Below are 25,373 nucleotides of genomic sequence, written 5' to 3' on the forward strand. Positions count from 1 at the left end.
AGTATGGCTTCTTTAGTTTAGCAGATTAGAAGCCTGTAAATCCACCAAAAATAGGCTGTAAAATGCGTGTTAAATACGATAAACCGTCGAAGAATAACATTACACCAACGACAATCATAATATAACCGCCGATTTTCACAATTTTTTGGCTATGTGTACGAATCCAAGTCATACGTGCTATAAAGAAAGATAACACGAAAAACGGAATCGCAAAGCCTAAATAATAAGCTAACATATAGCTAATGCCTGCGCTTGGATTTGCACCAGCTAATGTAATAATCGATGCTAAAATTGGACCTGTACAAGGCGTCCAACCAGCCGCAAATGCTATTCCGATTAATACTGATCCCAAATAACCAGAAGGTCGGTTTTTAAATTGGAATTTTCGATCCTTCATTAAAAAGTCAATTTGTAGTAATCCCACAATCATTAAACCAAATACAACGATTAAGATGGCACCAACCTGACGTAATAATGTGTGATAATTAAGGAAGAACTTGGCGGCTAATGATGTTCCTAGTCCAATCATAATAAAGATAATTGAAAATCCTAGTAAAAAGAAGAGGGTATGCAAAACTGCACGCTTTTGCATCATACCTCGTTCCGATTTTAGCTCGTCTAACGACATACCTGTTATGTATGATAAAAATGCTGGATACAGCGGTAGGGTACATGGTGAAATAAAGCTTAAAAACCCTGCACCTAAAGCTAAAAATACGTTAATATCAGTTTCCATATTTTTCACTCGCTCCTTACAGTTACTGTTTCCATCGTACCAAAAATCACTGTAAATTGCGCCCTTCCTGTTTGTGAACGTTTCATGGCAAAAAGGTGTTGAAAAAGTGAAGTTCCATCATATTATCATACAAATTTAATTTTCAGACCTTATTAAATCAACGTGTATTTGCTAATGTACTTTTGCATTATGCGCTCCCCTTATATTATCTGTCAACAAAATTCGCCATAATTCTACACTTCAAATTTTGTCTCTTTGAGCATATCAAAAGACACTAGCAACAGAGCTTTTGCTGGGCTGTTGTAAAGCCGCCGTTACTTGCCGCTTGCAGAGTTGTAGTACCCTTTTTTATTTACTGTTAATAGTTCGTAAATTAACTTTCTTCATGTATAATTAAAAAACAATAGAGCAATTGATAGCGATAAATGAGGTGTAGTCCTTGGAATTAAGAAAAATTAAACCAAAAAAAATATATGAAGAAGTATCTGAAATCCTCTATGAAAAAATTAGAACTGGCGAACTGAAGCCTGGTGACCGACTTGATTCAGTAGAACAGCTTGCTGAACAATTACAAGTAAGCAGATCTGCCATTCGGGAAGCTCTTTCCGCTTTAAAAGCGATGGGGCTTATTGAAATTAAACAAGGCTCTGGTACATTTGTTAAAAGTAATCAATCCAATCAACTCGATTTCCCCTTATCAACCGCCATTTTAACAAATAAGCAAGATATCTCACATTTGTTAGAAGTACGTAAAATTATCGAAGTAGGCACTGCAGCTAGCGCAGCCATTCATCGAACAGAAGAAGACATACAGTCAATGATGCAAATTTTGGATGAGATGAAACGAGTACAAGGAGATGAAGAGCTAGGAGAAAAAGTGGATTTTCAATTTCACGCGGCCATTTCTGCAGCGTCTCAAAACCCCCTACTTACAACTATATTGGACCAGGTTTCAGGTTTAATGATCGCAACGATGAAAGAGACACGTCGAATTTGGTTGTACTCTAAAAAAATTACGAGCGAAAAGCTGTATGATGAACATTTGCAAATCTTCCTCGCGATTAAACAGCAAAATGAAGAGCTTGCAAAACATGCTATGGCTTCACATTTAAGTAATGTGGAAAAGGTCTTAATGCAATATTTTGAAACAACTAAATCTATGAAATAAGAAGCTGAGACAAAAGCGTTTCAGCCAACAAAAATACCGAACTATCCAATGAAACGCCCATGAAGTGCTTCGGAATAGTTCGGTTTTTCTAGTTATCGTGTTTTGTTAATTTAGAGATTATTCGGCCTTACGAAGGAACCATTTAGTTTGTCCCAGTCTCTTCGAATTTTTCGAAAATTAACAATAAACACCTTTTATTCATCTGAACAGTTGTAGTATTATAAAAACAATATATTTATTCACTAAGTCATCAGATGACCTGTTGATTAGTTATTTAGAGAATAATAGAGACAAAAAGGAGCGATTTTCATGAAAGTAACACTTTTTGCGACTTGTTTAGTTGATATGTTTCAAGGTGATGTAGGAAAAGCTGTTGTGGAAGTTCTAGAAAGGCTCGGCTGTGACCTAGATTTTCCTGAAAATCAAATTTGCTGTGGACAACCTGCCTATAATAGTGGCTACGTAAAAGACTCTAAAAATGCTATAAAAAAAATGATTACCGCCTTTGAACATGCCCAATATGTTGTCTCCCCTTCTGGTTCCTGCGCTTATATGTTTAAGGAATACCCAGAAGTGTTTAAGGGAGATCCAGTTTGGGAGCCAAAAGCGCAAGCATTGGCAGATAAAACATATGAATTTACTGAGTTTATTGTAGATATATTAAAGGTCGAAGATGTAGGAGCACATTTAGAGGGCAAGGCTACTTATCATACCTCCTGTCATATGACACGTCTACTCGGTGTTACAGATGCACCGTTTAAACTATTAAATCAAGTAAGAGGCTTACAGTATGTAGAACTCCCTGGAAAAGAAAGATGCTGTGGGTTTGGCGGAACATTTTCAGTAAAAATGGGCAATATTTCTGGAGAAATGGTCAATGAGAAAGTACAAAATGTTGAAGAAACGGGGGCAGACATTTTAATCGGTGCAGATGCTGGTTGCTTAATCAATATTGGTGGTCGAATTAATCGACAAGGTAAGCCAATTAAAGTCATGCATATTGCGGAAGTATTAAATTGTCACTAAGAGGGGGTAAAAGAAATGTCCATGAAAACAAGTGATGAACGCTTTAATCATCGTGTAACGGAAGAATTAGAAAATATGTTTATGCGCGGAGCTGTATCAAGCGCACAGGAGCGCCTACAAACACGTCGGCTACAACAAGCTGATGAGCTCGGACATTGGGAGGAATGGCGCTCTCACGGCGAAGAAATTCGAAAGCATGTGCTGGCGAACTTAGATTATTACTTATATCAGCTAAGTGAAAACGTCTCTAAAAGAGGTGGACATGTTTACTTTGCGCAAACAGCGAAAGAAGCGACAGACTATATTGAAAGTATCGCGAAAAAGAAGAATGCTGCTAAAATTGTAAAATCAAAATCTATGGTGACGGAGGAAATTGATTTAAACGCCGCTTTAGAAAAGCTCGGGTGTGAGGTCATTGAAACGGATCTTGGAGAGTACATTTTACAAGTAGATGATCATGAGCCACCCTCTCATATCATTGCTCCAGCTTTGCATAAAAATAAGGAACAGATTCGTGACATTTTTAAAGAAAAACAAGGTTATGAAAAAACCGAAAAGCCTGAAGAACTAGCTCTATATGTACGTGAAAAATTAAGAAATGATTATTTAACAGCAGACATTGGCATTACAGGCTGTAACTTTGCTATTGCGGAGAGCGGCTCGATTACACTCGTGACAAATGAAGGAAACGCAGATTTAGTAACAGCCTTACCGAAAACACAAATTACGGTAATGGGAATGGAAAGAATTGTGCCTACATTCGAAGAGATGGAAGTACTTGTAAGCTTATTAACAAGAAGCGCGGTTGGGCAAAAGCTAACAAGCTATATTACGACATTAACGGGGATCAAAGATGAAGGTGACACAGATGGACCAGAGGAATTCCATTTAGTCATTGTTGATAATGGACGTTCTGATATTTTAGGCAGTGAATTCCAGCCTATTTTACAATGTATACGCTGTGCAGCTTGTGTTAACGCATGTCCTGTTTATCGACATGTTGGCGGTCATGCTTATGGATCTATTTATTCTGGGCCAGTAGGTGTCGTTCTTTCACCATTATTAGGTGGCTATGAGGATTTTAAAGAGTTGCCATATGCCTCCACATTATGCGGTGCCTGCACAGATGCTTGTCCTGTCAAAATACCATTACATCAGCTTATTCATAGACATCGTCAAGTAATTGTCGAAAACGAAGGAAAGGCACCTGTATCGGAAAAGTTATTAATGAAGGCCTTTGGTCTAGGTGCTTCCTCCCCTGCCCTATATAAAATGGCGACAAAAATGGCTTCACCAGTGATGGCTCCATTTACAAGAGATCAGAAAATTTCTAATGGCCCAGGTCCACTAAAAGCATGGACGGAAGCAAGGGATTTTCCAGCCCCCAATAAAGATAATTTCCGTGACTGGTTTAAACACCGACAAAAAGGAGGCGATGAATAATGTCAGGTACAATTGAAAATAGAGATGTATTTTTAACGAAAATTGCCAAACAGCTTGGACGTGCACCAAAAACAGAAATCGTACGGCCTATATGGCAATATAACCCTCAAGATCGTGTCCTACATGATGCTACACAAGATGAGTTACTAGAGGTTTTAGTTGAACAATGCAAAAATATTCATACGGATATTGTCATTACAAATACAGCTAATCTTCCTGCAGATTTACAAAAAATAGTTGGAAATTATGGAGGTCAATCTGTTATAACATGGAAAGATGAGCGTTTCCAAAACTATGGCCTAGGAACATTAATGACTGAGCAATGGCCTCAAGAAAAGATTCAACTGTACGAATGGAATTCTGAACAGCCACAGGAAAATATTCGACAAGCTGAAAAAGCTAACATTGGCATTACGATAAGTGAAATTACATTAGCAGAATCGGGAACTGCAGTACTTTTTAGTGATAAGGATAAAGGTAGATCAGTTAGCTTTTTACCAGAGAAGTCTATTATTTTAATTCCTAAAAGTACTATTGTTCCACGCATGACGCAAGCAGCCCGCTTTATTCATGAAAAAGTCGGACGTGGCGAGCAAATTGCCTCTTGCATCAACTTTATAACAGGACCAAGTAATTCTGCGGATATCGAAATGATTCTGATCGTTGGTGTACATGGACCAATTAAAGCCACTTATATTGTGATTGAAGATCAGTAAAACCGATCAACCAGGCATACTTCAACATTGAAGAAATGCCTGGTTTTATCTGTTGCAGTTGCAATAGTATCTCGTTGATGGATAGTTAATCGCTAATAAACTTTCACTAATCACCGATTAAACTGTGCATTTCTATGTTACATTAATTTGCTACACTCTCAGTTACTATCTTCTTTTGTTCATAAAACTCTGGATGTGCTTCTTTTAAAACAGATGTTCGTAGCATAACTAGTGATATCGTCACGATAATGACACTCGTGATAAGTAAAATAACCGTTGCTGGGAATGTATCGTACAAGATGCCGTATACGATCATACCAATCGGCATCATTGACATCGCCATTGTTTCCATTAATCCCAATACGCGTCCACGATATTCTTCTGAAATTAACTTTTGCATATAAACCATAATTGGCATGTTGATCCCCATCTCAAAAATAGCGAAAATAAAGTAGATTACAATATAAAAGATTACAATAGCTAGGTAGGATAAATTCGTTATTAATGGAACAACCGCCAGTCCTAAACAACTAGCCAACAGCAATAAGCTAATTTTAGAAAAACGTAGTGGCGCCTTAACCTCTTTACGTGTTGCGAAAACGAGGGAAGCTACAAGCATACCAACTGCACCCGAAGCCTCTATAAAACCAAAATGCGTTGATTTTACTTTTAGTAATTCAATAATAATATAGGTCCCACCTACAATGATGGCAGAGAAAAACAAATTAATCCATAATGAAATCCACATGATTGTTTTAACAACTTTTTGTTGCTTAATATAACGAAAGCCACTAGCAAGCCCAGCCCATATCTTTTCCTTTTCTACAGTAGGTTCTCTTGTACTATAGAGAGTAAAATTCATTGTCGCTTCTAAGCAAAAAGCAATTACATAGGCCACCATATGTACAAGCAAAAAGGCTTTCATAGAGAAAAATCCATACATCATTCCACCGATTACTGGCCCACCAATTGCTGCTAATGACACTGACATTTGATTGAATGACATTGCTTTCTGTAGGCGATCTGGATTTACTAGTGTAGCGATTGAAGAAGAAAATGTTACACCTGAAAAGGCTGAGCATATTGTATTAAATACAGTTGCTATATAAATAGCATAAACCGACAAACCGACCATTTCTGTATAGAGTAGTAGCCCTGAAACGGTCAATATCGTACCTGCTTGTGCTAATAAAATCGTGCGTTTCTTTGAATAATTATCAGCTACATACCCTGCCAGAGGCGCGACTAATGCACGAGGCAAAATGGAACATATCATAGTAGTAGCAAAACTCATCGCTGACCCTGTCAGTGCCAAAATATATAAACCTATCCCAAATGACAATACATGTGACCCTAACAACGAGATCATTTTACTGGTTGTGAATGTCCATAAATGGTACGTCGCCTTTTTATACTTTTGCGCTTCATCCATCTAAAATCCCTCCGTATTTTTAATTATTTTAAAAAGTTTAATTTAATTAAACAAAATATAACACACCTCCCTCTTCCCACGCAACAAAAAGTTTAATATAATTAAACAAAGGACATGTTTTAAAAAAGGAGGCGAGGCAATGAACTCTTTAGGAAAAAGAATTCGCAAATTAAGGAAGGAACAAAAATTAACATTAGAGGCACTTGCCGGTGATCGTCTAACAAAAGGAATGTTAAGCCAAATTGAAAATGATAAGGCCAAGCCTTCGATGGAGAGTCTAGAATATATTGCAGAGCGTTTACATGTAAAAGCAAGTGAATTACTTGAAGAAATAGCCCCTTCTACGATACGTCACCTTTTAGAGCAGGTGGAAATATTATATGCAGAAGTAGAGCTAGGTAATAATACAGAAAATTTGCAGCAAATCAAAGAGATGATTACGCCTTATGTAGAACAGCTTCCTCTAAGCTATGAAGCTGGTCGTTTACTTTATATATATGCAGTAGCTCAATATCAGGCGGGATTAACGACATGGGAATCACCGCTTCAACAAGCACGCTTTATGTTTAAAGAAATTAATTTACTAAGTCATTGGTTTGAAACGTTTATATTACAGTCCGCGATATTCATGGAAGATCGAAACTATAAAATGGCTTATTCCTGTATCTTACAAGCTAAAGAAGAGGCTGAGCAAGAAAATTATCAATTAGATTCACGAGATGCTGGAAAAATGGCTTATTTTATTAGTGTTTATCAATTAGCAATAGGAGAACATGAAGCAGGTAAACAACTCGTTAAAGAGACAATTGCCAACGCACATAAAAATCAATTTTACTCTTATATCGATGATATGTACCGTATTGCAGCGTTTTGTGCCATGATTGACAATGATTTTGAGCATGCAGAACATTTGATCAAGAAGCTAGAACAGTATCGAGTTTTTGCGGAACAAGTGGATGTAGATGCTTTTATTTTCACATTACGAGCACATTACTATAATAATTTCACTCATGATTATGAAAAGGCATTAGAAGAAATAGAGCGCTTTCGTCCACTTATGGATTTAGGATCGGTTAAATTTGATGAAAACCTATATTATTCTGAAAAGGGGAAATCCTTATATTTACTAGGTCGTTATGAAGAAGCAAAGGAAGCTTTTGAACATTTTACAAATGTTCCCCCATTCATCTTACATCCATTTGATATACTAGGCTTAAATGAGTGCTTTTCCTATAAAGCACTTTGCTATGCACATTTCGGTGAGTTAACAACTGCCTACGAAATTGCCAAAAAGGCCTATACAGATTCTCAAGATTTAATCGATCTGCCCTATAAAGAAAAAATCGAAGAAACGTATTATTCAATTAAAGCACAAATAAATTCGGTTCAATAAATAAAAGGGATTGCACATTTTAAAATTTATGGGCAATCCCTTTTTGACTTTTAGCTCGATTTATTTTTCTTCATTTCCTTCTGAATGTTGCGAAGGGCTTTTTTCGAGCCGCGCTCAATATCATGCTGAAGCTTGCGTTCTTTATAATCTACAAACAATGTCTCTAAATCATATCCTTCTGGGTATAATTCTGTTGCCGGTAGCTCTAATGACAATCGTTTAACATTTACCTTTACGAATTCTCCCTCATAGAACACGACAACATTATAGAAGTTATCCATTTCTTGATAAACGATTCCAACGTCAGCATGATCTAACAGCTTTACACGATCTCCCTTTTTAAAGTCATACTTTACTTTAGCTCTCGCTTGCTCAAACTTCGGCTTTCTGATTTTACTATCATCTACCCGTTCTAGGAAATAATCCTTATTATCGATATAGTCCTTCGCTCTTTGCAAAACGCTTTCACGGATATTCATTTTCTTAGAAATCCATAAAGCATTACTGTCTCCTGATGTTCCGATGACTAATTGATATAACGGCTCTAATGTTTCACTATTAAAACGCATAGCCGCATTCATAAAATCACTATGCATTTCAGAGAAACGCTTAATTTCTCCATAATGGGTAGTTGCTACTATCATGCAGCCCATATGATAGAACTCCTCTAAAATGGAAATCGCCAATGCTGCTCCTTCATTTGGTTCCGTACCACTCCCTATTTCATCAAATAGCAAAAGAGTATTATTATTGGATGCTCTCATAATATCCGAAAGATTTTTCATATGGGAAGAAAACGTACTAAGTGCATTTTCAATACTTTGATTGTCACCAATGTCTACAAAAATATGATCAAACACAGCTATTTCAGTACCTTTATCTGCAACAATATGGAAGCCTGACATTGTAGCCAATGTTAACAAGCCAATCGTTTTGAGAACAACGGTTTTACCACCTGCATTCGGTCCTGTAATGATCAAGCTACGATAGTCTTTACCAATTTCAAAATGAAGTGCCACCGCATTACCTGTTAACAGTGGATGCGTACAATTAACGAGCTTAATATAGCCAACATCATTTAAGCCCGGTTCTACGCCTCCAATATGCTTGCTAAACTTAGCTTTGGCAAAGACCATATCATATTGGCTAATTGACTCCATGTTGATATTGATTTCACGAATATTTTCCAAGAGCAGGCCAGATAATGTCGCCAAAATCTGATATTCCTCCACCGCTTCCTCTGCTTTCAAAGTAGCCAATTCCACATTTAATTTGGCTACTGTACTAGGCTCCATAAAGACCGTTGCACCTTTAGATGAAATTTCTACAATTGTTCCTTGCACATGATTTTTATAGGAAGCCTTAATGGGAATCGTGTATCGATCATCCTTTTTACTAATAAAGAACTCCTGGATATATGTTTTATTGGCACTATTATTTAAAAATTTTACTAAGCGGTCTTTAATTTTCTCCTCTGTTGTCTCGATATGATTGCGGATACGCTTTAAATCTCTACTAGCAGCTGAATCAACACGATTGGCTTTAATCGCAAAGTTTATCTCCTCTTCCACACTTTTGAATTCAGCCATCGAATTAGCATAGGATGCAAGTACGGGCGCAAAAAATTCCTTCTCCAGCATAAATTTTTTAATTTTTCTACAGCCTCTTAAAAAGTCTGAAATGCTAACTAATTCACTAGGGTCTAAAATAATCCCCTTTTCAAGCTTTTTAATCGTATTATCAATATTTGATATCCCTAAAAACGGAACATGACCTTCCGCATCTAAAATTGCTCGTGCCTCAGTCGTTTCATTTAAACGATTTTTAACAACTGTCATAATTGGGCTCGGCGTTAATTTATCTAATAACTGTTTACCTAATCCACTGACACAGTATGATTTAACGATTTCCTTCAATTCATTGTATTGTAACTTCTCAAAAGTAGTATGATTCATTGTTAATGTCTCCTCACTATGATTTTTCCATAATCATTCATGAAGATACCTACTCAATAGATAGCAATGATTTTTTATTCAATTAAAAAAGAGAAAAAAGCTGTGGGGATCCCACAGCTTTTACATTACAAGGCATGTGTAAACAAGCATCGCGAAAAAAACTTCAATCAATTATGCCTCGGCATAATTGCGTTTGGAGGCTTTAGGCCAAACACGATGTTGGTCACTCCGTCGTTGCCACAGGCCGCAGCGTTTTTATACGGAGTTCCTCTAACCGCTATTAAAAGAAGTATTTTTAGAGCATTACACGCTTTATAAAGTATTGTAGGTATCTTCATAGGTATCGAAATAAATCCATGACTAAATAAGGGTCACTTTTATGACATAAATCCCCTGTCGCCATTACATTTATTTCATTAAGTTGTTCCTAATTAGAACCTACCGCACTCATCAAAAGCACCTCTCATTAATTTATAATGTTCATCATTGTTATCTAATTGATTGACGTTATATTACTATATGTTGACAAAAAAGTAAAGTTGCATATTTTTGTCTAACAATAAAAGAAATCTGATTACCTATAAATGGACAAACCAACAATTAAGCAAACTGTTCCAAGCAATAGGTAAATTATTTTAGTCCCATAGAATAGAACCACCTTGACCAAAACCTTCATATTCATGTACTTTCGGATTACATTGTTTAGCAGGATCTTCTTAAAATCCCTCAAAACATTAATCCATGAAAAAAGGACCTGTAGAAAATTTCTACAAGTCCTTTTTTAAGCAGATTTCTGATGAGCCCTTCTCGTTTCAATGATTTTCGAGCCTGAAAATAATAGTAACGCTGCCCAAATAATGCTAAATGCTAATAGCTCTATTTGACTAAACGGTTCTTTATAAAGCACAATTCCTAAAATTAATACTATTGTTGGCGATATGTATTGAATAAAGCCTAATAAATACAGTGGAATATTTTGTGCACTTTTTGCAAATAAAATTAATGGCACTGCTGTCACGATTCCACTGACAATCATGAGGATGTCTGTTTTCACATCAACATGTAAAAATGAGGCTTGATTCGTTGTAAAAAGGTAAATATAGTAGCCTAAAGCAAACGGTAAAATAAATAACGTTTCGATGGCTAGACCTCTTGTCGCATCAAGCTTAATTTTCTTTTTCAGTACACCGTAAATGGCGAAGGATAAAGCAATAAGAAGTGCTACCCATGGGATTGACCCATAATTAATCGTTAAAATAATTACTGCGATAAAGGCAATTCCGGTAGCTGCCCATTGCGCACGACTAAGTGCTTCTTTAAAGAAAATAACCCCAAAAATAACTGACAGTAAAGGATTAATATAATAGCCTAAGCTCGTTTCAATTAAGTGGTTATGGGTAACTGCCCAAATATATAAATACCAGTTCATTGAAATAACAAAGGAAGCTCCTGCAAGCTGCCAAAAATGCTTTTGGTGTGACCACAAATATTTTAAGTCTGCGATAAGATCTTTGCGCATTCCAAATACTATTACTGCTAGTACTGTAAAGACGAAGGACCAAATGACACGCGATAATAAAATTTCCATACTCGGGACATGCTCAAGCAATTTCCAATAAAGCGGAAATGCACCCCAAAAAGCATAGGCTAAAAATGCCGCCAAAACCCCTTTTTTCTCATTTGACATTGCCTCTAACACTCCTACTCCATATAAATCTATACGGCATTTCGTAATATTACCTTTTAAAGAATAGACTAATTATAGGACTTTGATTGGTAACTGTAAATGCCAAGTTTTAATAAATTGACATTAACAAAGTTACTCTTTCATTTCAGATTCAAGCTCAGAAATATATTTGCGCACCGTACTATAGCTAATATCAGGATTAATTTGTCGTTTTATGCGAATGTGGATTTCTTTAATACCAACTCCCTGCTCTCGCATATCGCGAATCATAGATTTTAATGGACCTGACAGGGATTCCTTTGACAGAGCAGTATATTTACTTAATTCAATTAATAGCTCTGTATTTTGTCGGCGAATCTCCTTTAGCTCATTTACGACACAATTATATTCTGTTAGCTTTTTTTGTAAGACGGCGTTTCGCTGCTTTATTTTTTGCATGTCTTCCACAAGCTCAATATTTTTCTTCTTTAATACTTTTCTCTCTTGCTCTAAAATAGTGTGCTTTTCATCTAAATCTATATTCATGGCATTGTACAGCTCTTCTATATGCATTAATTCATGGTAGCGACTTTTTAACACGAGCATTAGGTTTTCTGTCGTATTGATTGCTAGTGCTCCATCCTTTAAACGTTCACATGATAATGAAGTAGGATTCATTTTGCTCATCCTCTTTTAACCCCATGATTGATTATTTTATGTAATCGAAGTGCATTGTTTAGCATATTTCCTCTTCCTTCTTCTTTGATAATCATTCTCATTTATCTTATCATAATGAGGAATTTCTATTTTGTCAAAAAAAGCTTCTTGCAAGGTAATATGCAAGAAGCTTTACGATTACATTTTTTTCAGTTTTTCATATTCAAGCTGCAGACGTTCGATACGTTTACGGCCTTCCTCTCGATTTCTTGCTGTTTCTGCTTGAATTTGCTTCGTTTCTTGAATACCAGACATAATTGTTTGCCATGTCGTTTCAATTGTTTCGATTTTAATGCTTGGGCTACCAGCCGCACGCGCGATATTAACACTATTTTTACTAATATTTTCTGCATTTCGTACAAGCATTTCATTCGTACGACGGTCTAATTCACTCATTGAATCTGAAATAAGCTTTTGGCGTTTTAACGTCACCGCATGGATAAGTCCTTGCTTAAATATAGGAATTGTCGTCACAAACGCAGAGTTAATTTTAGCAATTAAATGGTTATTCCCTTGCTGCATTAATCGAATTTGTGGAGCAGATTGGAATGAAACTTGTTGCGCCATTTCTAAATCATAACGACGTTGTTCTAGTAAATCAACGGCACGTACCATCGTTTCATATTCCATTGCCGCTAACTGATCACCAGTTTGTGATTTTTGTTCAAGTGCTGGTAAGGATGAACGTACTTCATCTGTTTTCACTTCAATTGCCGCAATAAATTTACTTAAAGTTTGGAAGTAATTTAAGTTTTGATCATATAAATTTTCAAGATCAATGGTATTACGTTTCATTTCACCTTCATATTTTTGAACCTCGCGGAAAATGACATCCACTTCCTTGTTCATGCTGTCATATTTGGATAGAAACTTTTCTAATTGTTCCTTTCCTTTACTAAACAGCTTAGTAAGGAAGCCACCTTTTTTATCCTCCGCAAAATCTTGGGGATCAAATTTATCCATAATTCTATTTAAATTATTTAATAATACACTTGATTCCTCAAGCTTGCTTGTTTTCATCGTTGCTAGCATTTTATCTGAAAAAGTAGAAATACCATTCGCAGTTTCTTTTCCAAGCTCTAGCATAGCAATTTGGTCTTTCACATCAATTTTTTGTGCTAATGCATGAACCTCAGGATCTTGCTTTAAAGCAAGTTGATTTTGAGCAATTTGTGATAGCTCTTGCTCAGAAACAAGTACTGGTTTTTTTGGCTCTTGCTCTACCTGCAATAATGGATTAGGCTGTAGTAATGGATTTTCTGATGCAAATGGATCCTTTGATTTTAATAGGTCGTTGTCGAATTCAGACATAAAAATTTTACCCCCTGCGATTTATCTCTTTTATTTACATACGATTCCAAGCTGAAAAAGTTTCATTTTAGTCAAGTTTTATAAAACAAGAGGCACTGAACCCTCATGATGCTCTAGTTGAAAGCTAATGAGATATATTAGAACTATTGACAAAAAGCTTTAATTGCTCACGATTATTTAAGATTTTTGCCAACTCATCACGCATAGGTAGCTGCTCACAAAGAACTGTTCTCTCTCCTCTTGTGTTGCTAGGCGTTGACTAGGTGATTTTTTTAATGCTTCAATCATTCTTGAAAAACAAAACTTCACCCTATTCTATAAATTATAGCTTGTTTCATTTGGAAATTCGACTTTATCCACGAAATACTTTACATAGTTTTCTAACACTAGTATATTTAGGCTTTATCCCCATGACCTAGGGTTGATTCCTGCTCTGATTGTGCGCCATAACGATGAAAAAAGCAGCTACTTAATGTAGCTGCTTTCATCATCATGTAGTCACTTTTAGGACAGTTTTAATTTTCTTAATAACGCCACCTGAACTATATGTTAGTACGCTGCGTTTATAGAATGAAATACTGAATAAATAAGCAATAATAATTGTCGCTATTAAAATACCTAACGATAGAAGTGGTACCATTACGCCAATATCAGTAGCCCCGATACGCATCGGCATAATCATCCCAGATGTAAATGGAATATAAGAGAATATCTTAATGATAAGAGTATCCGGATTCCCCATTCCCGATAACATAACATAGAAACCAATTAATGTAATCATCATGGCTGGCATTAATACTTGACCTGCTTCTTCAACTTTAGACACTAAAGAGCCGAATAATGCACCAACAATTAAATAAAGAATAATTGTTAATAGTAAGAATAGCACGGCATATATCACATAACTAATCGATAATTCACTAACGATACTAGATGCCATATCCCAAATAACACCGTTTTTTGCAAATTTCGCATAGATTAGGAAGACAACTATAATAATCCCCATCTGTGTTAATGCGAGTAATAATACACCAGCAATTTTTGCTTTAAAATGGGTAGCTGGTTTTACACTTACTAGTAGCATTTCCATTGCACGTGAACCTTTTTCAGTCGCAATTTCCGTTGTAATCATAGATAGGAATGTAGAAATAAAGAAGTAAATTAAAATACCTACTGCATAAGATACAAATTGTCCTGATTGTTTTTCTTCTTCGCTTTTACCACCTGTAGACTCTGTATTTAAGTTTTTATCAGTAATAATCGTTTTGGCATCCATAATTTGAGTTGCTTGTACTGGCGTTAATGATAACTGTTGTACAGCATAATTTTGACCAGCAAGTTGCAGAATCGAATTTATCGCACCTTGATCATTTAATTTCAACGGAGTGAAAGTGGCAATTTCAGCATGTAGCTGTCCATCTTGATCTGTTATTGTAACGATTGCATCTAGCTTTTCGTCTTTGACCTTTTTCTCTAGCTCCGATATATTCGATTCATTTTGTATAAATTCCATATCGCCATTCGATACAAAGAGACCACTTAAATCAGCTGTCGTTTCATTGACGATTGCAATTTGTTGCGCTTGATCATCACCCGTAAAAAGCTCTTTAATATCTGACCAGAAAACTGCAACAGACATCCCAAGTATATAAATGCATGTCATTACAACAAAGGATTTTGATTTTATTTTTGATGTGTAAAGCTGTTTCATTAACAAATTAAACTTCGACAACGTTGCCACCTACCTTATCTTTAAAGATTTCATCTAACGATAAATAATCTAAGCTGAATTTTTCTATATATTTACCGTTGGAAAGCTTCTCGAAAATGCTTTGTGCATAGCTCTCATCCTCTAGAGTGAGCACCATTTGCTCTTTCTCCACACGAACATCTTTGACTCCCTCTAGCGTTAACAATTGAGTTGTCGACCATTCTGTACGTACTGCCAATCTAGTTTTTCCGTATTGTTTCTTTAAATCTAGTAGACTACCTGAAAACAGAGCGACTCCTCGTTTTAATAGACAAAGATGATCGCATAGCTCCTCTACATTATCCATCTGGTGACTAGAGAACAAAATCGTTGTGCCCTGTTCTTTTAAATGCAATATTGCATCTTTCAGTAAATCTTTATTTACAGGATCAAGTCCACTGAATGGTTCGTCTAGTATTAAGAACTGCGGTTTATGAATAAAGCTAGCAATCAGTTGTACTTTTTGCTGGTTCCCTTTTGACAACGTTTCAGCCTTATCTTTCCGTCTTTCTTCGAGCTCAAAGCGGTTAATCCAATAATCAATCTCCTTCTTTAACACCGATTTCTTCATGCCACGTAGCTCGCCAAAAAAGTAAAGCTGATCCTCTACCTTCATCGTCGGAAAAATGCCTCGTTCCTCTGGTAAATAGCCAAGTACATCACGGTTGATGGCATTAACGGGTTTGCCATCCCACGTAATTGTACCTGCCGTTGTCTCCTGTAAATCTAGAATCATTCGGAACGTCGTTGTTTTACCGGCTCCGTTTTGTCCAATCAGCCCAAAAATCTCCCCTTTTTCAATGGTGAAATTTAAGTTGTCCACTGCTGTGAAGTCTTTGTATTTCTTCGTGACACGCTCTAATTGTAACGTCATCCTTTTTCCTCCTACGCTTCAAATATATGTATTTCCTGTTGTAGTCCTTTTTTACGTCTTTCAACCTTCAAAATTTGCATACACATAATTATTACGACTACAAAATTTATGAATGATAATCCCGTATTTACGAATCTTTCCGTTGATTCACCAAGTCCAATATAAAGATTGATAAATCCAATTAATAGATTAAGAAATGCTACGGATATAAAAAGACGACTTATTGATTTTAAATACTTTATTTTCGAAGAACTATCTGAAAATAATTCAAATGGACCTTCTAATTTCTTTTTACGGTAATAAGCCCATACTCCAAATTTTGAAACAAACTCAATATTCATCGTGTCTAAAAAATCATAGTATTCCTGGTTTTTGCCTTTGACTAGTTCATTGCGATAAATATATTGACCAGGTTCCCCTTTTTCAAAAATAAAACATCCCACCATTGTACGCTTTAGATGCCAACCTTGTTCCGCCATATCATTTACCCATGCTTCTTCCTTTTCATAATCAAGAAAAAAACGATACACTCTTTTTTTCATAAAGTCCCACCTCCAATCTTTAATCGTATAAAACTGATGCGAACCCCTGGTTAAATATGCGCCTTGATAATAGTTTTATAACTATTGATTGTTTTTTCTGATTTCCCAGAAAATATTTATGAGGCAAATACGAAATCTCATACTTATGTAGTTTTCTAATTGGCATTAATGCAAAATTGAACAGTCTCCTATACTAATCTGTAAACAAATCCAAATCCTTCTTCAATTTATTGCGCACACGAACAAGTTTTAATAATGGAATAGAAAAAAACACGACTACAAGAATATTAGTGATATTCATTGATAATTTCATCCAGTCTATTGCGTGTGTTGAAAAAATCCCACTCAGACCAATTAGTCCTATAGCCAAATTAAGAAGGATAAGCGATAGTAGCACGGAAATTCTTTGGGACAGCTTATTAATTTTATTTTTCTTATCAGAGTAAAGTTCAAAAGGTCCATCATTTGCTAGTTTCCTAAAGAAGACGAGATTGCCAGAACGATCTACCTGTTCAATTCCTGAGGACCTCAGAAATTCAAAGTATTCGTCTTCAAATGAGGCACCATATCGCTCTAATTCATCATGCCGATAAATATAGCTACCTGGTTCTCCACGTTCGAATGTAAAACGTATCCAAGCGAACTTTTTTAAATGCCAACCTTGGCTTGCCATATCATTAACCCATTTCTCAATATCATACGGGTTAACGGCCAATCGATATTTATCCATTTGTTCCATCCTCCTTCGTTATACGGATGCCGTTGTCAAAAAGTTCCCTTAATCTCAAAATTTCGTATTCAACGACTTTTTTCCCACTCTCTGTAATGATGTACTCCTTTTTTCGTCCATCACCTTCTAGCGCCTCAATCCATCCTCGCTCGAGTAAAGTTTTGATAGCTCCATAAATCGTCCCCGCTCCAAGCCGAACACGACCATCACTCATTTCCTCTACCAATTGCATGATGCCGTAACCATGTCTTGCATCAAATAAAGCTAATAAAATATAATAAACGCCTTCTGTTAATGGCGGATGTTCTTGCGTCATACAACCCCCCCTTTTTTATATCGTCCAACAATATATCGTCAGCTGATATAATTAAAATATATCAGCTGACGATATAGTTGTCAACGCTATTTTTTCCATAAAAAGTTATTCAATTATACCTCGGCATAATTGCCTTCGGAAGCTTTTGCCGCTACGTTACACTACGCTTTCGCACAAAAAACATCTGTTGCCCCAAGCGGCTCATCGGACGCCCCCAGGAAGCTTTGCTCTGTGCGAAAGCGAAGCGACAGCAACAAATGTTTTATCTGTGCGAAAGCGAAGCGACAGCAACAAAGCGCTCAGTCGGAACGGAAATCAACCTCTCGTTTTGCAGAAGAACTGTACATTAATATGACACCTTAATTCGTAATAGTTTTGACAAATGAGTGATATTCGCCTATTTTGTTCTACACTTCTAATCAACTCTTCATCACTTTTCACCAATTCGCAAAATACCGGCAAGTTGTTTATTTAAAGTACTTACGCTATCCACAAAATCTTGACGATACCATTGTATGATTAGGCCAATAATTGCGTTTGCTTGATACGCACTATAATACTCAATGGATATCTCATCATGTACTTTATTATGGAGTGCGATATCTCTTTTTAGCAGAGCAAAAATTCCATCAAATAACATGTAATAGTATGTCAGCGGCACATTCTTGGAAAAAACAATACGATAGAACATTTTAAAGCGCTCAATATGATGAAAAATACGAATAGTATTTGGATCTATTTGGTTTTTATCCAATGTTGTTACTACACGATACGGTTCTTCATAGGAATTATTCAAATCCCTCATAATTTCCTGAAAGTATTCCTCAAATAGGCCTTCCTTTTGCTCATAGTGCAAGTAGAAGGTACCCCTATTTACCTTTGCCACCCGACAAATTTCTGCGATTGTAATGTTTTCTAAAGGCTTCTCACTCAATAACGTTAGTAAAGCATTATGTAATGCTTGCTTCGTTTTGACAACTCTTAAATCGTTAGCACTCAAATTTTCTTCCCCTTACTAAACAGATTTTTTAGATGTGTTGATTACTGAACAGTTCTTAGTATTTTGCGCATTGAAATCGCTTACAAAATCATTATATTATTTTAATGAACACATGTTCAATATTTAACATTTTATATCCTCGAAATCACTGGAACAAACGCTGGTGAAAGAACATAAATTATAGGAGGTTTTTGAGATGAGATTAGAAGATAAAGTAGCTATCGTAACAGGTGCAGCGTCAGGTATGGGTAAAGCAATTGCAGAAGGTTATGCCAAAGAAGGAGCAAAGGTCGTAGTTTCCGACTTAAATTTAGAAGGTGCACAAGCAGTTGTTGAAAGTATCCAAGCAACTGGTGGCTCAGCGATCGCTATTCAAACAAATGTTGCATCAACAGAAGACTTACAACGCTTATTTGATGAAACAAAAAATGCTTATGGCAAATTAGATATTCTAGTGAATAATGCTGGTATTATGGATGGCATGGAGCCAGTTGGTGAAGTTTCTGATGAACGTTGGGACAAAGTATTCGCGGTGAATACAACTGCCGTAATGCGTTCGATGCGTATGGCAACAGAGATTTTCCTTGCTCAAGGACATGGAGTCTTTGTAAACAATATCTCTGCTGGTGGTTTATATGGCGCTCGTGCTGGGGCTGCCTACACTGCTTCTAAGCATGCTGTTGTTGGTCTAACAAAAAATACAGCATTTATGTATGCAGATAAAAAAATTCGCTGTAATGGTATCGCTCCAGGTGCAGTGATCACAAACATTGCTTCTTCCATGTCAAATGTGAGTCAAACAGGTGCAGCTCGTCAAGCACTAGGTTTAGCTATTAACCCACGTGCGGGACAACCTGAGGAAATTGCTCAGCTCGCTATATTCCTTGGCTCAGATGAAGCAAGTTTTGTCAACGGACAAGTAATTACTGTAGATGGTGGCTGGACAGCTTACTAAGCTTCAATATACGAAAAAGCACGCACATGTACTCTGTAAAATTAAAGACAAGTGAATGTATTATAAAACAGTAATATCAAGAGGTTGTCTTTAATGTCACACATTATATTAAATAATTAGTACATCACTTATATATAGTGGTGTACTTTTTTTGTTTGTTAGACCTCTAAATGAACTCATCAACTACCACAACTAACCTAAGAAAGGAAATATTTACAGCAATTAAATGTTGCGGTAAAATAGAACGTACATTCTTGAAACATACATTCGGTTTGGAGGCAATAGCTTGAAAGAATATAAAGTAAAAGAAGTAGCTGACTTATTAGGTAAACACGAAGAAACTATTAAACGTTGGATACGGTCAGGCAAATTCCCTAACGCTTATAGAAATAGTGATAAAGAAGGTTGGAGAGTTTTTGAATCTGATTTATTGAAACTTAATAAAGTGATCCCAGTTAGTGAGGTTGAAAAGATAGGTACTATAAAACCAGAAGTCGATGAAACAGAGTTAGTGAAACTGGCGTATCAAGCAGTTACTCTTACTTTCCCTATTGATGAAATGTTATCAATCCTGTCTGTCGTGGGGATAAAACGGACCTTGGAAATATTATTGATAATGCAGCAGGCACCATCGAAAGTGAAGAATCCTGGTGGGTTCATCAAAAAAGCAATACGTGAAAATTTAAGTCCGATTCCAACTCCTATCGAAGACATCGGGCAAACGAGAGTATGACCTATCAAGAAAATGTTTAAAAACCCCGTTTTAAATAACAACCGAGAGCCTGCTATCCCTGTTAATAACGGGATGAAAGCAGATTTAATTCATAAAGTAAGGTGATTAAATATGTGTGCTGAATATTATTACCGATATTGTCCAAAAGGAAAAGAAAGCCGTTATGAATTATTGGTTTTTCATAAAAACGCACCTTTTCTACCTTTAACAGATTTTTATCACGATTGTATAGGGAGGAATTCCAAAAGTACGGCTATTAGCTATTTGAACAACCTAATTCCCTTCTTTAATTGGTTGAACGAGTATAGCAACTATCAAGGCAAAAGGGTTCAATGGGATGACAATCCGGAAGTCATACGAGTAGCTGTGGAAGATTACCTGATGAATAATATGCATTGTAAAGTTAGAGAAAAAGATACATTTCGATTCGTTAACAAAACAAACAAAAGCATTAAAACGGTTAGTCGTTTTCTTTCAGCATTAAAATCATTCTATAAATCTCTGATTAGATTAAAAAAATACAAGTATTCTAATCCTATGATAGATTCTTATGCCGTTTTAAATGAACATAAAGACGAAGGTGTAAGGGAGAACAAGCCTCGTATGCCCTCAGAAGCAGGAACGGAAGAACCTAATTCAACAAGAAGATTAACAGATTCTTATTTCAAGTTAATAAATGATGAATGGCAGCCTGAAATTATTGGAGATAAATTCCTCCCTTTCGAAGTTTATAAAGCAGGCAAAAAGGTGAATTGGTCGCTAAGAGAACAAGTAATAGCTCATATGCTCTTTGAAGGAGGGGCGAGAGCTTCGGAAGTGGTAAAGTTGACTATTGGCGATTATCGTGCAAGAAAGTCGTTTCAGGAGGCGCAAACATTTAATAAGGGCAGTCACGAAAAGAGAGTGAAATTTATCCGGTTTAGCAAGGATACAACAAAGTTGCTGATGATGTATATCAATAAAGAACGGGCGAAATATGATGAGTTCAAACGTACTTTTGATGAATTACCAAACGATTCCCCTATTTTCCTTACGACAGTTGGAACTCCATTCACTTATCAATCTTGGTATTATCATTGGAAAAATGCGATGGATGAATGCGAAATGAAGTTAAATCCGCATAAGACACGACATTGGTTCGTGACAACAAGTATGCGAGAAATCTATGAAACTTCAAAAACTGATGCTGAAATAACAAAGAGAAAAAATCAATTGATTCAGTATATGAAGTTGAGTAATAAAGATACCATTCAAGTTTATGAGCATTATTTCGATGAAGGAAAACATCGAGAAATACACAATCAAATGTTAGAAAATATGAAGAAATCAGAAGAGGAATATAATAAACAAAAGAACAACAAAAAAACTAAGAAGCCCAAACTTACAATTTTGGAAAGTGTTAAAAAGATGGAGATGGATGAAGATATTCTAGAATTGTTAGAAGGACTGGAGTAAAGACAGATGACAACAACATTGACGAAACCACAGTCCCCTTTCTATGAGCAATTAATAGGCAAGGTGGACCACAAATTATTACTTCTTCGTGATGCAAGAGAAGTATTCATATTGGATAAAATGGATGATTTATATTTTAATTACTATGTTAGACAAGTGTTAGACAAGCCTTGGAACAACCATTTGTACCTATGTATGATAACTTGTGTAGAAAGGAATTTAGATCCACCGTCAATTTTAAATAATATAAGTTACCCGAATGCTCGGATAAAGGATTTATTCGAACACTACCATTTAACAGAAATTCATCAATTAAACACTGAAACGCATATGTATGAATATTTTAAGGGTATTATTTTCAAAAATCATTCAGATGACCAGAGAAGTAAATTTTTAAGTTTATATATATCCTGCTCTTACAATGTGAAGAAATGGGTCAAGACAAAGTTGCCAGAAGAGCAGCAAGACTATTTTGAACAGTTTATTCTTCCAATGCCTAATTACGATTCAAGGGATTTTAAATTCACAAAAGCAGCGCTAGTTCAAAGAAAAAACACTCGTAAGAGTGAAACGGATGCCATTGTGCCTTTTCTACCTCAAATTCGAGCCGAAAGCCATTTTCGTTGGAATCAAATAAACCGTTTACGAAAGGCCTTTCTAAAGGCATGTGAAGAAGTCAAAAATGCTGATATAGAGCTTCCTTTCGATTTTGAATACAATGAGCCTGAAAGTGTTGGAGAACGCTTTTGCTTCCGCCTTTGGGACAGACCTTCTTTCGTATTCCATCATCAGGATCAATTTAGTCAGCCTGTTATTAAAATGGCGAATAGACGTAGTTCAACTTTTTCGGACAAAAACAATCATTACTTCATAGAATTCATCAAGACCGAACGATTCAACGATGATGACGAAGCTGAAGGGCTATGGTTTTTAGAATTAATCGAAAATGATATTATAGGCAGTCAAATATTTAGCAATATTTCTGAAGAGAAAATCCAACGAAAACTTGAACTGCTTAATTCGTGGGGCTATGGAAATGAAGGTGAGTTACCTAAGCCGTTTGATGGTAATCATAAGGAAGTCCTTGTACAAAGCACTTATATCACTAGAAACAAAAATAAAGCTGAAGGTCTTTTATTCGACGTAGAACCGTTGTATGTGGCTGCAACCTTTGGGTTGTTGGGAATGGATATTTGTACGACTAGCGGTACAAGATTAAATGAATTGATGCAAATCAACTATACAAAAGAATGCTTAGAGTCCTTTAAAGTTAATGAGGATATTAAACATTCCTTTTATGCTATTCCTAAAGGTCGTGACAAAAAAGAACAGTATTTTATCACTTCTGAAACTATGAAAATTCTTGCTAAGGTCCGCAAAATGCTGCTTGAACATTATAATGATGTGACAATACCAAGTGTTAAATATGGCTTAAAGAGAAGGATTCATCTATTTAAAGAACCCAAGCCTTATTTCTTTCAGTATCATAAAAAAGCATTAAGTCATATGTCCATTGGATCCTGCCTGCGTTTTTTATTACACGGACTTATTTTTGAGACTCAAGAAGGAAAACCAGTTACAGTGAAAACACACTTATTACGTCACGCTTTTGCCACAGAAGCTGTCCAACGGCACAACGTATCAACCGATATATTAGCAATAATATTACACCAACGAGATTTAAATATAACGGACTATTACTCGGAACCAACACAGAGCCAAGTAGCTCAACAAGTTAGTGAATATCACGATATTATTATGGATTATATAGATATAGATGAAGCTGTATTGCGTAGCCCCGAAGAGCTTCAACAGGAATTCAGAGAATATAAAGAAAATGTGGGCGTTCTAAATAATGTAATTGGTGGAGTTTGTGTAACCAATATGGTGTGTCCTACTAAAATGGCCTGTATAGGTTGCCAAGCTAAAATCCCTCAACCCGAAAAGAAACACGAGTTGGAGGAAGTTATCGAATTATCGAGAGATATGGAGAAGCGATTTAGTGCAATGAATTTGCCAATTGAAGTAAAAAAAGCAAAAGAAATGCGAAGACACGCTCGTACTGAACTGAAAGAAATTGAGTTAATTGAACAGTATAGAAAAGAGGAAGACTATGATCCCGACATTCAATTCAAAAAATGAACGGCCTTGGCTAACAGAAAATCACAAAAGACGTAGTGACAGGGCGATACGAATAGGCAAAGAAACAATTGATCGGTTAATAAAAAAAGGTATACCTGTCACTTTTGCCAATGTTGCTCAATGGTCTAAAGAAATCGATACCGAAGGTAAAGGGATTCACCAAAATACAATACGGTCAAACGAGGAATTGTATGAATATTACAAACAATATAGCGAAACCTTTAAACAGAAAGAAAACAGCAAAGTAAATAAACCGCAAAACAACTTAGATTTGGACATTGATTTCAGGAAACTAAAACCCGACCGTAACCTTGATATTCTTCATAGAAAGTATATGAAACTATCAAAACAAGAAATTGTCCAAAGACTGATTCTTGCTGAACAGTATATTTCAGAAAACGAAAATAAATGGGTTACAGCTCATTTTGAATCATTTAAGTAGTAAAAAGAGACAGCGATTGCTGTCTCTTCTTCAACTAAAGCACCCCGTTAGTTTAAGTGCATTTCTTCACAATCTTATCATTTTATTAAAGAACCAATTTAATAATATAATTTCTTTTTTACTTTAAATTGAGGACTGGGGATTAATTTTGCTTTTGCAATTCCTTTTTTAAATCTTACATTGTTTAACCAGTCAATAATTGCATTGGCATCGTAATTTGGGTGAATTCTTTCTCCATTGTCTAATGCCCAATATTCTGTATTCTTTTCCTCGTCGAATATCCAATTTATAAAATCCTCCTGAATACTGTTCATCTTCCTACCTACTTTTGTTGAACAAGAAATGTATTGAATAAAATCATTACCAAAATCAATTTTTATAATCATAAGAGTTTAACTCCTTAAAATAGTTTTGAAATATGGCTATTATAGCATTTTTTATTGAACTAAACTGCTTCATTAGTAAATCACTCCTTATGTCTAGAATTCTATTAAGTTGGCAATAATCCATTTTATATTACTATTTTAGGGGGAATGGAATTGTTACTGTCAAAAGCATGGACTTTGTTTGAAGCAGATAAACGAATAGAGGGCTTTTCGCCACAAACGCTGAAGGCCTACCGGTTACAGTCTTTTCTATTAATTGGTTATTTTAAGGATATAGAGATGGAATTGCTTGACACCAATCAACTGAAAGAATATCTTGCTATATCCGGCAAGCACTTAAAACCAGCCAGTCTTGCACATCGTATCCGTTTTATGAAATCATTTTTTCGTTGGTCTCATGAAGAAGGTTACCTGAGTAAGAATCCAACTTCCAAAATTAAAGAACCGAAAGTAGGAAAGCGGATACCCAAGTATTTAACCGAACG

General features: G+C 35.9%; 24 protein-coding genes. 11 read left to right on the plus strand and 13 right to left on the minus strand.

What is annotated here, in order from left to right:
• Positions 1-25: 25 nt before the first annotated feature.
• Positions 26-736 carry a cytochrome c biogenesis CcdA family protein gene (locus C7Y47_RS05905; RefSeq protein ID WP_142507897.1) on the minus strand — a complete coding sequence of 237 codons (711 nt, stop codon included), beginning with the start codon at positions 734-736 and terminating at the stop codon, positions 26-28.
• A gap of 439 nt (positions 737-1,175) precedes the next feature.
• Between C7Y47_RS05905 and C7Y47_RS05910 the strand changes: the two genes are divergently transcribed.
• The 4 genes from C7Y47_RS05910 (at position 1,176) to C7Y47_RS05925 (ending at position 5,089) form a co-directional block, all read left to right on the plus strand.
• Complete coding sequence (locus C7Y47_RS05910) at positions 1,176-1,904, plus strand: FadR/GntR family transcriptional regulator (protein ID WP_142507898.1); 729 nt, start codon at positions 1,176-1,178, stop codon at positions 1,902-1,904.
• 309 nt (positions 1,905-2,213) lie between these two features.
• A complete protein-coding gene (locus tag C7Y47_RS05915; protein WP_142507899.1) occupies positions 2,214-2,930 on the plus strand; it encodes a (Fe-S)-binding protein in 717 nt (238 codons plus the stop codon).
• A 15-nt stretch (positions 2,931-2,945) separates the two neighbouring features.
• On the plus strand, positions 2,946-4,373 hold the full coding sequence (locus tag C7Y47_RS05920) for a LutB/LldF family L-lactate oxidation iron-sulfur protein (RefSeq protein WP_142507900.1): 1,428 nt from the start codon (positions 2,946-2,948) through the stop codon (positions 4,371-4,373).
• Positions 4,373-5,089: a LutC/YkgG family protein gene (locus C7Y47_RS05925; RefSeq protein ID WP_142507901.1), complete on the plus strand. Its 717-nt coding sequence runs from the start codon at positions 4,373-4,375 to the stop codon at positions 5,087-5,089. Before C7Y47_RS05920 ends, C7Y47_RS05925 begins: the two co-directional genes overlap by 1 nt.
• A gap of 142 nt (positions 5,090-5,231) precedes the next feature.
• Here the strand turns inward: C7Y47_RS05925 and C7Y47_RS05930 are convergent, their stop codons facing one another.
• Complete coding sequence (locus tag C7Y47_RS05930; RefSeq protein WP_142507902.1) at positions 5,232-6,521, minus strand: MFS transporter; 1,290 nt, start codon at positions 6,519-6,521, stop codon at positions 5,232-5,234.
• A 139-nt stretch (positions 6,522-6,660) separates the two neighbouring features.
• On the opposite strand from C7Y47_RS05930, the gene C7Y47_RS05935 reads away from it, so the two are divergent.
• Positions 6,661-7,914, plus strand: a complete 1,254-nt coding sequence (locus tag C7Y47_RS05935; RefSeq protein ID WP_142507903.1) for a helix-turn-helix domain-containing protein — start codon at positions 6,661-6,663, stop codon at positions 7,912-7,914.
• A 50-nt stretch (positions 7,915-7,964) separates the two neighbouring features.
• Here C7Y47_RS05935 and C7Y47_RS05940 read toward each other — a convergent pair whose 3' ends face one another.
• The 10 genes from C7Y47_RS05940 to C7Y47_RS05985 form a co-directional block, all read right to left on the minus strand.
• Positions 7,965-9,869, minus strand: a complete 1,905-nt coding sequence (locus tag C7Y47_RS05940) for an endonuclease MutS2 (RefSeq protein WP_142507904.1) — start codon at positions 9,867-9,869, stop codon at positions 7,965-7,967.
• 781 nt (positions 9,870-10,650) lie between these two features.
• Positions 10,651-11,556 (minus strand): EamA family transporter RarD, encoded by a 906-nt coding sequence (gene rarD / locus C7Y47_RS05945; protein WP_142507905.1) that lies wholly within the window; start codon positions 11,554-11,556, stop codon positions 10,651-10,653.
• A 132-nt stretch (positions 11,557-11,688) separates the two neighbouring features.
• Positions 11,689-12,213, minus strand: a complete 525-nt coding sequence (locus tag C7Y47_RS05950) for a hypothetical protein (RefSeq protein ID WP_255505026.1) — start codon at positions 12,211-12,213, stop codon at positions 11,689-11,691.
• A gap of 177 nt (positions 12,214-12,390) precedes the next feature.
• Positions 12,391-13,563: a toxic anion resistance protein gene (locus C7Y47_RS05955; protein ID WP_142507907.1), complete on the minus strand. Its 1,173-nt coding sequence runs from the start codon at positions 13,561-13,563 to the stop codon at positions 12,391-12,393.
• 490 nt (positions 13,564-14,053) lie between these two features.
• The gene (locus C7Y47_RS05960; protein WP_255505027.1) at positions 14,054-15,295 is read right to left on the minus strand and encodes an ABC transporter permease; all 1,242 of its coding nucleotides are present in this window, start codon (positions 15,293-15,295) and stop codon (positions 14,054-14,056) included.
• Complete coding sequence (locus C7Y47_RS05965) at positions 15,282-16,187, minus strand: ABC transporter ATP-binding protein (protein ID WP_142507908.1); 906 nt, start codon at positions 16,185-16,187, stop codon at positions 15,282-15,284. The genes C7Y47_RS05960 and C7Y47_RS05965 overlap by 14 nt, the downstream gene beginning before the upstream one ends.
• Before the next feature lie 11 nt (positions 16,188-16,198).
• The gene (locus C7Y47_RS05970; RefSeq protein ID WP_142507909.1) at positions 16,199-16,729 is read right to left on the minus strand and encodes a DUF2812 domain-containing protein; all 531 of its coding nucleotides are present in this window, start codon (positions 16,727-16,729) and stop codon (positions 16,199-16,201) included.
• Positions 16,730-16,922: 193 nt separating this feature from the next.
• On the minus strand, positions 16,923-17,459 hold the full coding sequence (locus C7Y47_RS05975) for a DUF2812 domain-containing protein (protein ID WP_142507910.1): 537 nt from the start codon (positions 17,457-17,459) through the stop codon (positions 16,923-16,925).
• Positions 17,452-17,775, minus strand: coding sequence for a PadR family transcriptional regulator (locus C7Y47_RS05980; RefSeq protein ID WP_142507911.1), 324 nt, complete (start codon positions 17,773-17,775; stop codon positions 17,452-17,454). The genes C7Y47_RS05975 and C7Y47_RS05980 overlap by 8 nt, the downstream gene beginning before the upstream one ends.
• 430 nt (positions 17,776-18,205) lie before the next feature.
• On the minus strand, positions 18,206-18,775 hold the full coding sequence (locus C7Y47_RS05985) for a TetR/AcrR family transcriptional regulator (RefSeq protein WP_142507912.1): 570 nt from the start codon (positions 18,773-18,775) through the stop codon (positions 18,206-18,208).
• 196 nt (positions 18,776-18,971) lie between these two features.
• On the opposite strand from C7Y47_RS05985, the gene C7Y47_RS05990 reads away from it, so the two are divergent.
• From C7Y47_RS05990 to C7Y47_RS06010, 5 genes are all read left to right on the plus strand, one after another.
• Positions 18,972-19,730, plus strand: a complete 759-nt coding sequence (locus C7Y47_RS05990) for an SDR family oxidoreductase (RefSeq protein WP_142507913.1) — start codon at positions 18,972-18,974, stop codon at positions 19,728-19,730.
• Between the two features lie 286 nt (positions 19,731-20,016).
• Entirely contained in the window at positions 20,017-20,463 is a 447-nt protein-coding gene (locus C7Y47_RS05995; RefSeq protein ID WP_142507914.1) for a helix-turn-helix domain-containing protein, read from the plus strand.
• Between the two features lie 111 nt (positions 20,464-20,574).
• Positions 20,575-21,918, plus strand: coding sequence for a tyrosine-type recombinase/integrase (locus C7Y47_RS06000; protein WP_142507915.1), 1,344 nt, complete (start codon positions 20,575-20,577; stop codon positions 21,916-21,918).
• A 6-nt stretch (positions 21,919-21,924) separates the two neighbouring features.
• Positions 21,925-24,060: a site-specific integrase gene (locus C7Y47_RS06005; RefSeq protein ID WP_142507916.1), complete on the plus strand. Its 2,136-nt coding sequence runs from the start codon at positions 21,925-21,927 to the stop codon at positions 24,058-24,060.
• Positions 24,032-24,502 (plus strand): hypothetical protein, encoded by a 471-nt coding sequence (locus C7Y47_RS06010; RefSeq protein ID WP_142507917.1) that lies wholly within the window; start codon positions 24,032-24,034, stop codon positions 24,500-24,502. Before C7Y47_RS06005 ends, C7Y47_RS06010 begins: the two co-directional genes overlap by 29 nt.
• Positions 24,503-24,600: 98 nt before the next feature.
• Here the strand turns inward: C7Y47_RS06010 and C7Y47_RS06015 are convergent, their stop codons facing one another.
• The gene (locus C7Y47_RS06015; RefSeq protein ID WP_142507918.1) at positions 24,601-24,888 is read right to left on the minus strand and encodes a hypothetical protein; all 288 of its coding nucleotides are present in this window, start codon (positions 24,886-24,888) and stop codon (positions 24,601-24,603) included.
• A gap of 153 nt (positions 24,889-25,041) precedes the next feature.
• Between C7Y47_RS06015 and C7Y47_RS06020 the strand changes: the two genes are divergently transcribed.
• On the plus strand, positions 25,042-25,373 hold a 332-nt coding region (locus C7Y47_RS06020; RefSeq protein WP_185903411.1), incomplete at its 3' end, for a site-specific integrase.

The sequence above is a fragment of the Lysinibacillus sphaericus genome (assembly GCF_006864135.1).
Lineage (GTDB): Bacteria > Bacillota > Bacilli > Bacillales_A > Planococcaceae > Lysinibacillus.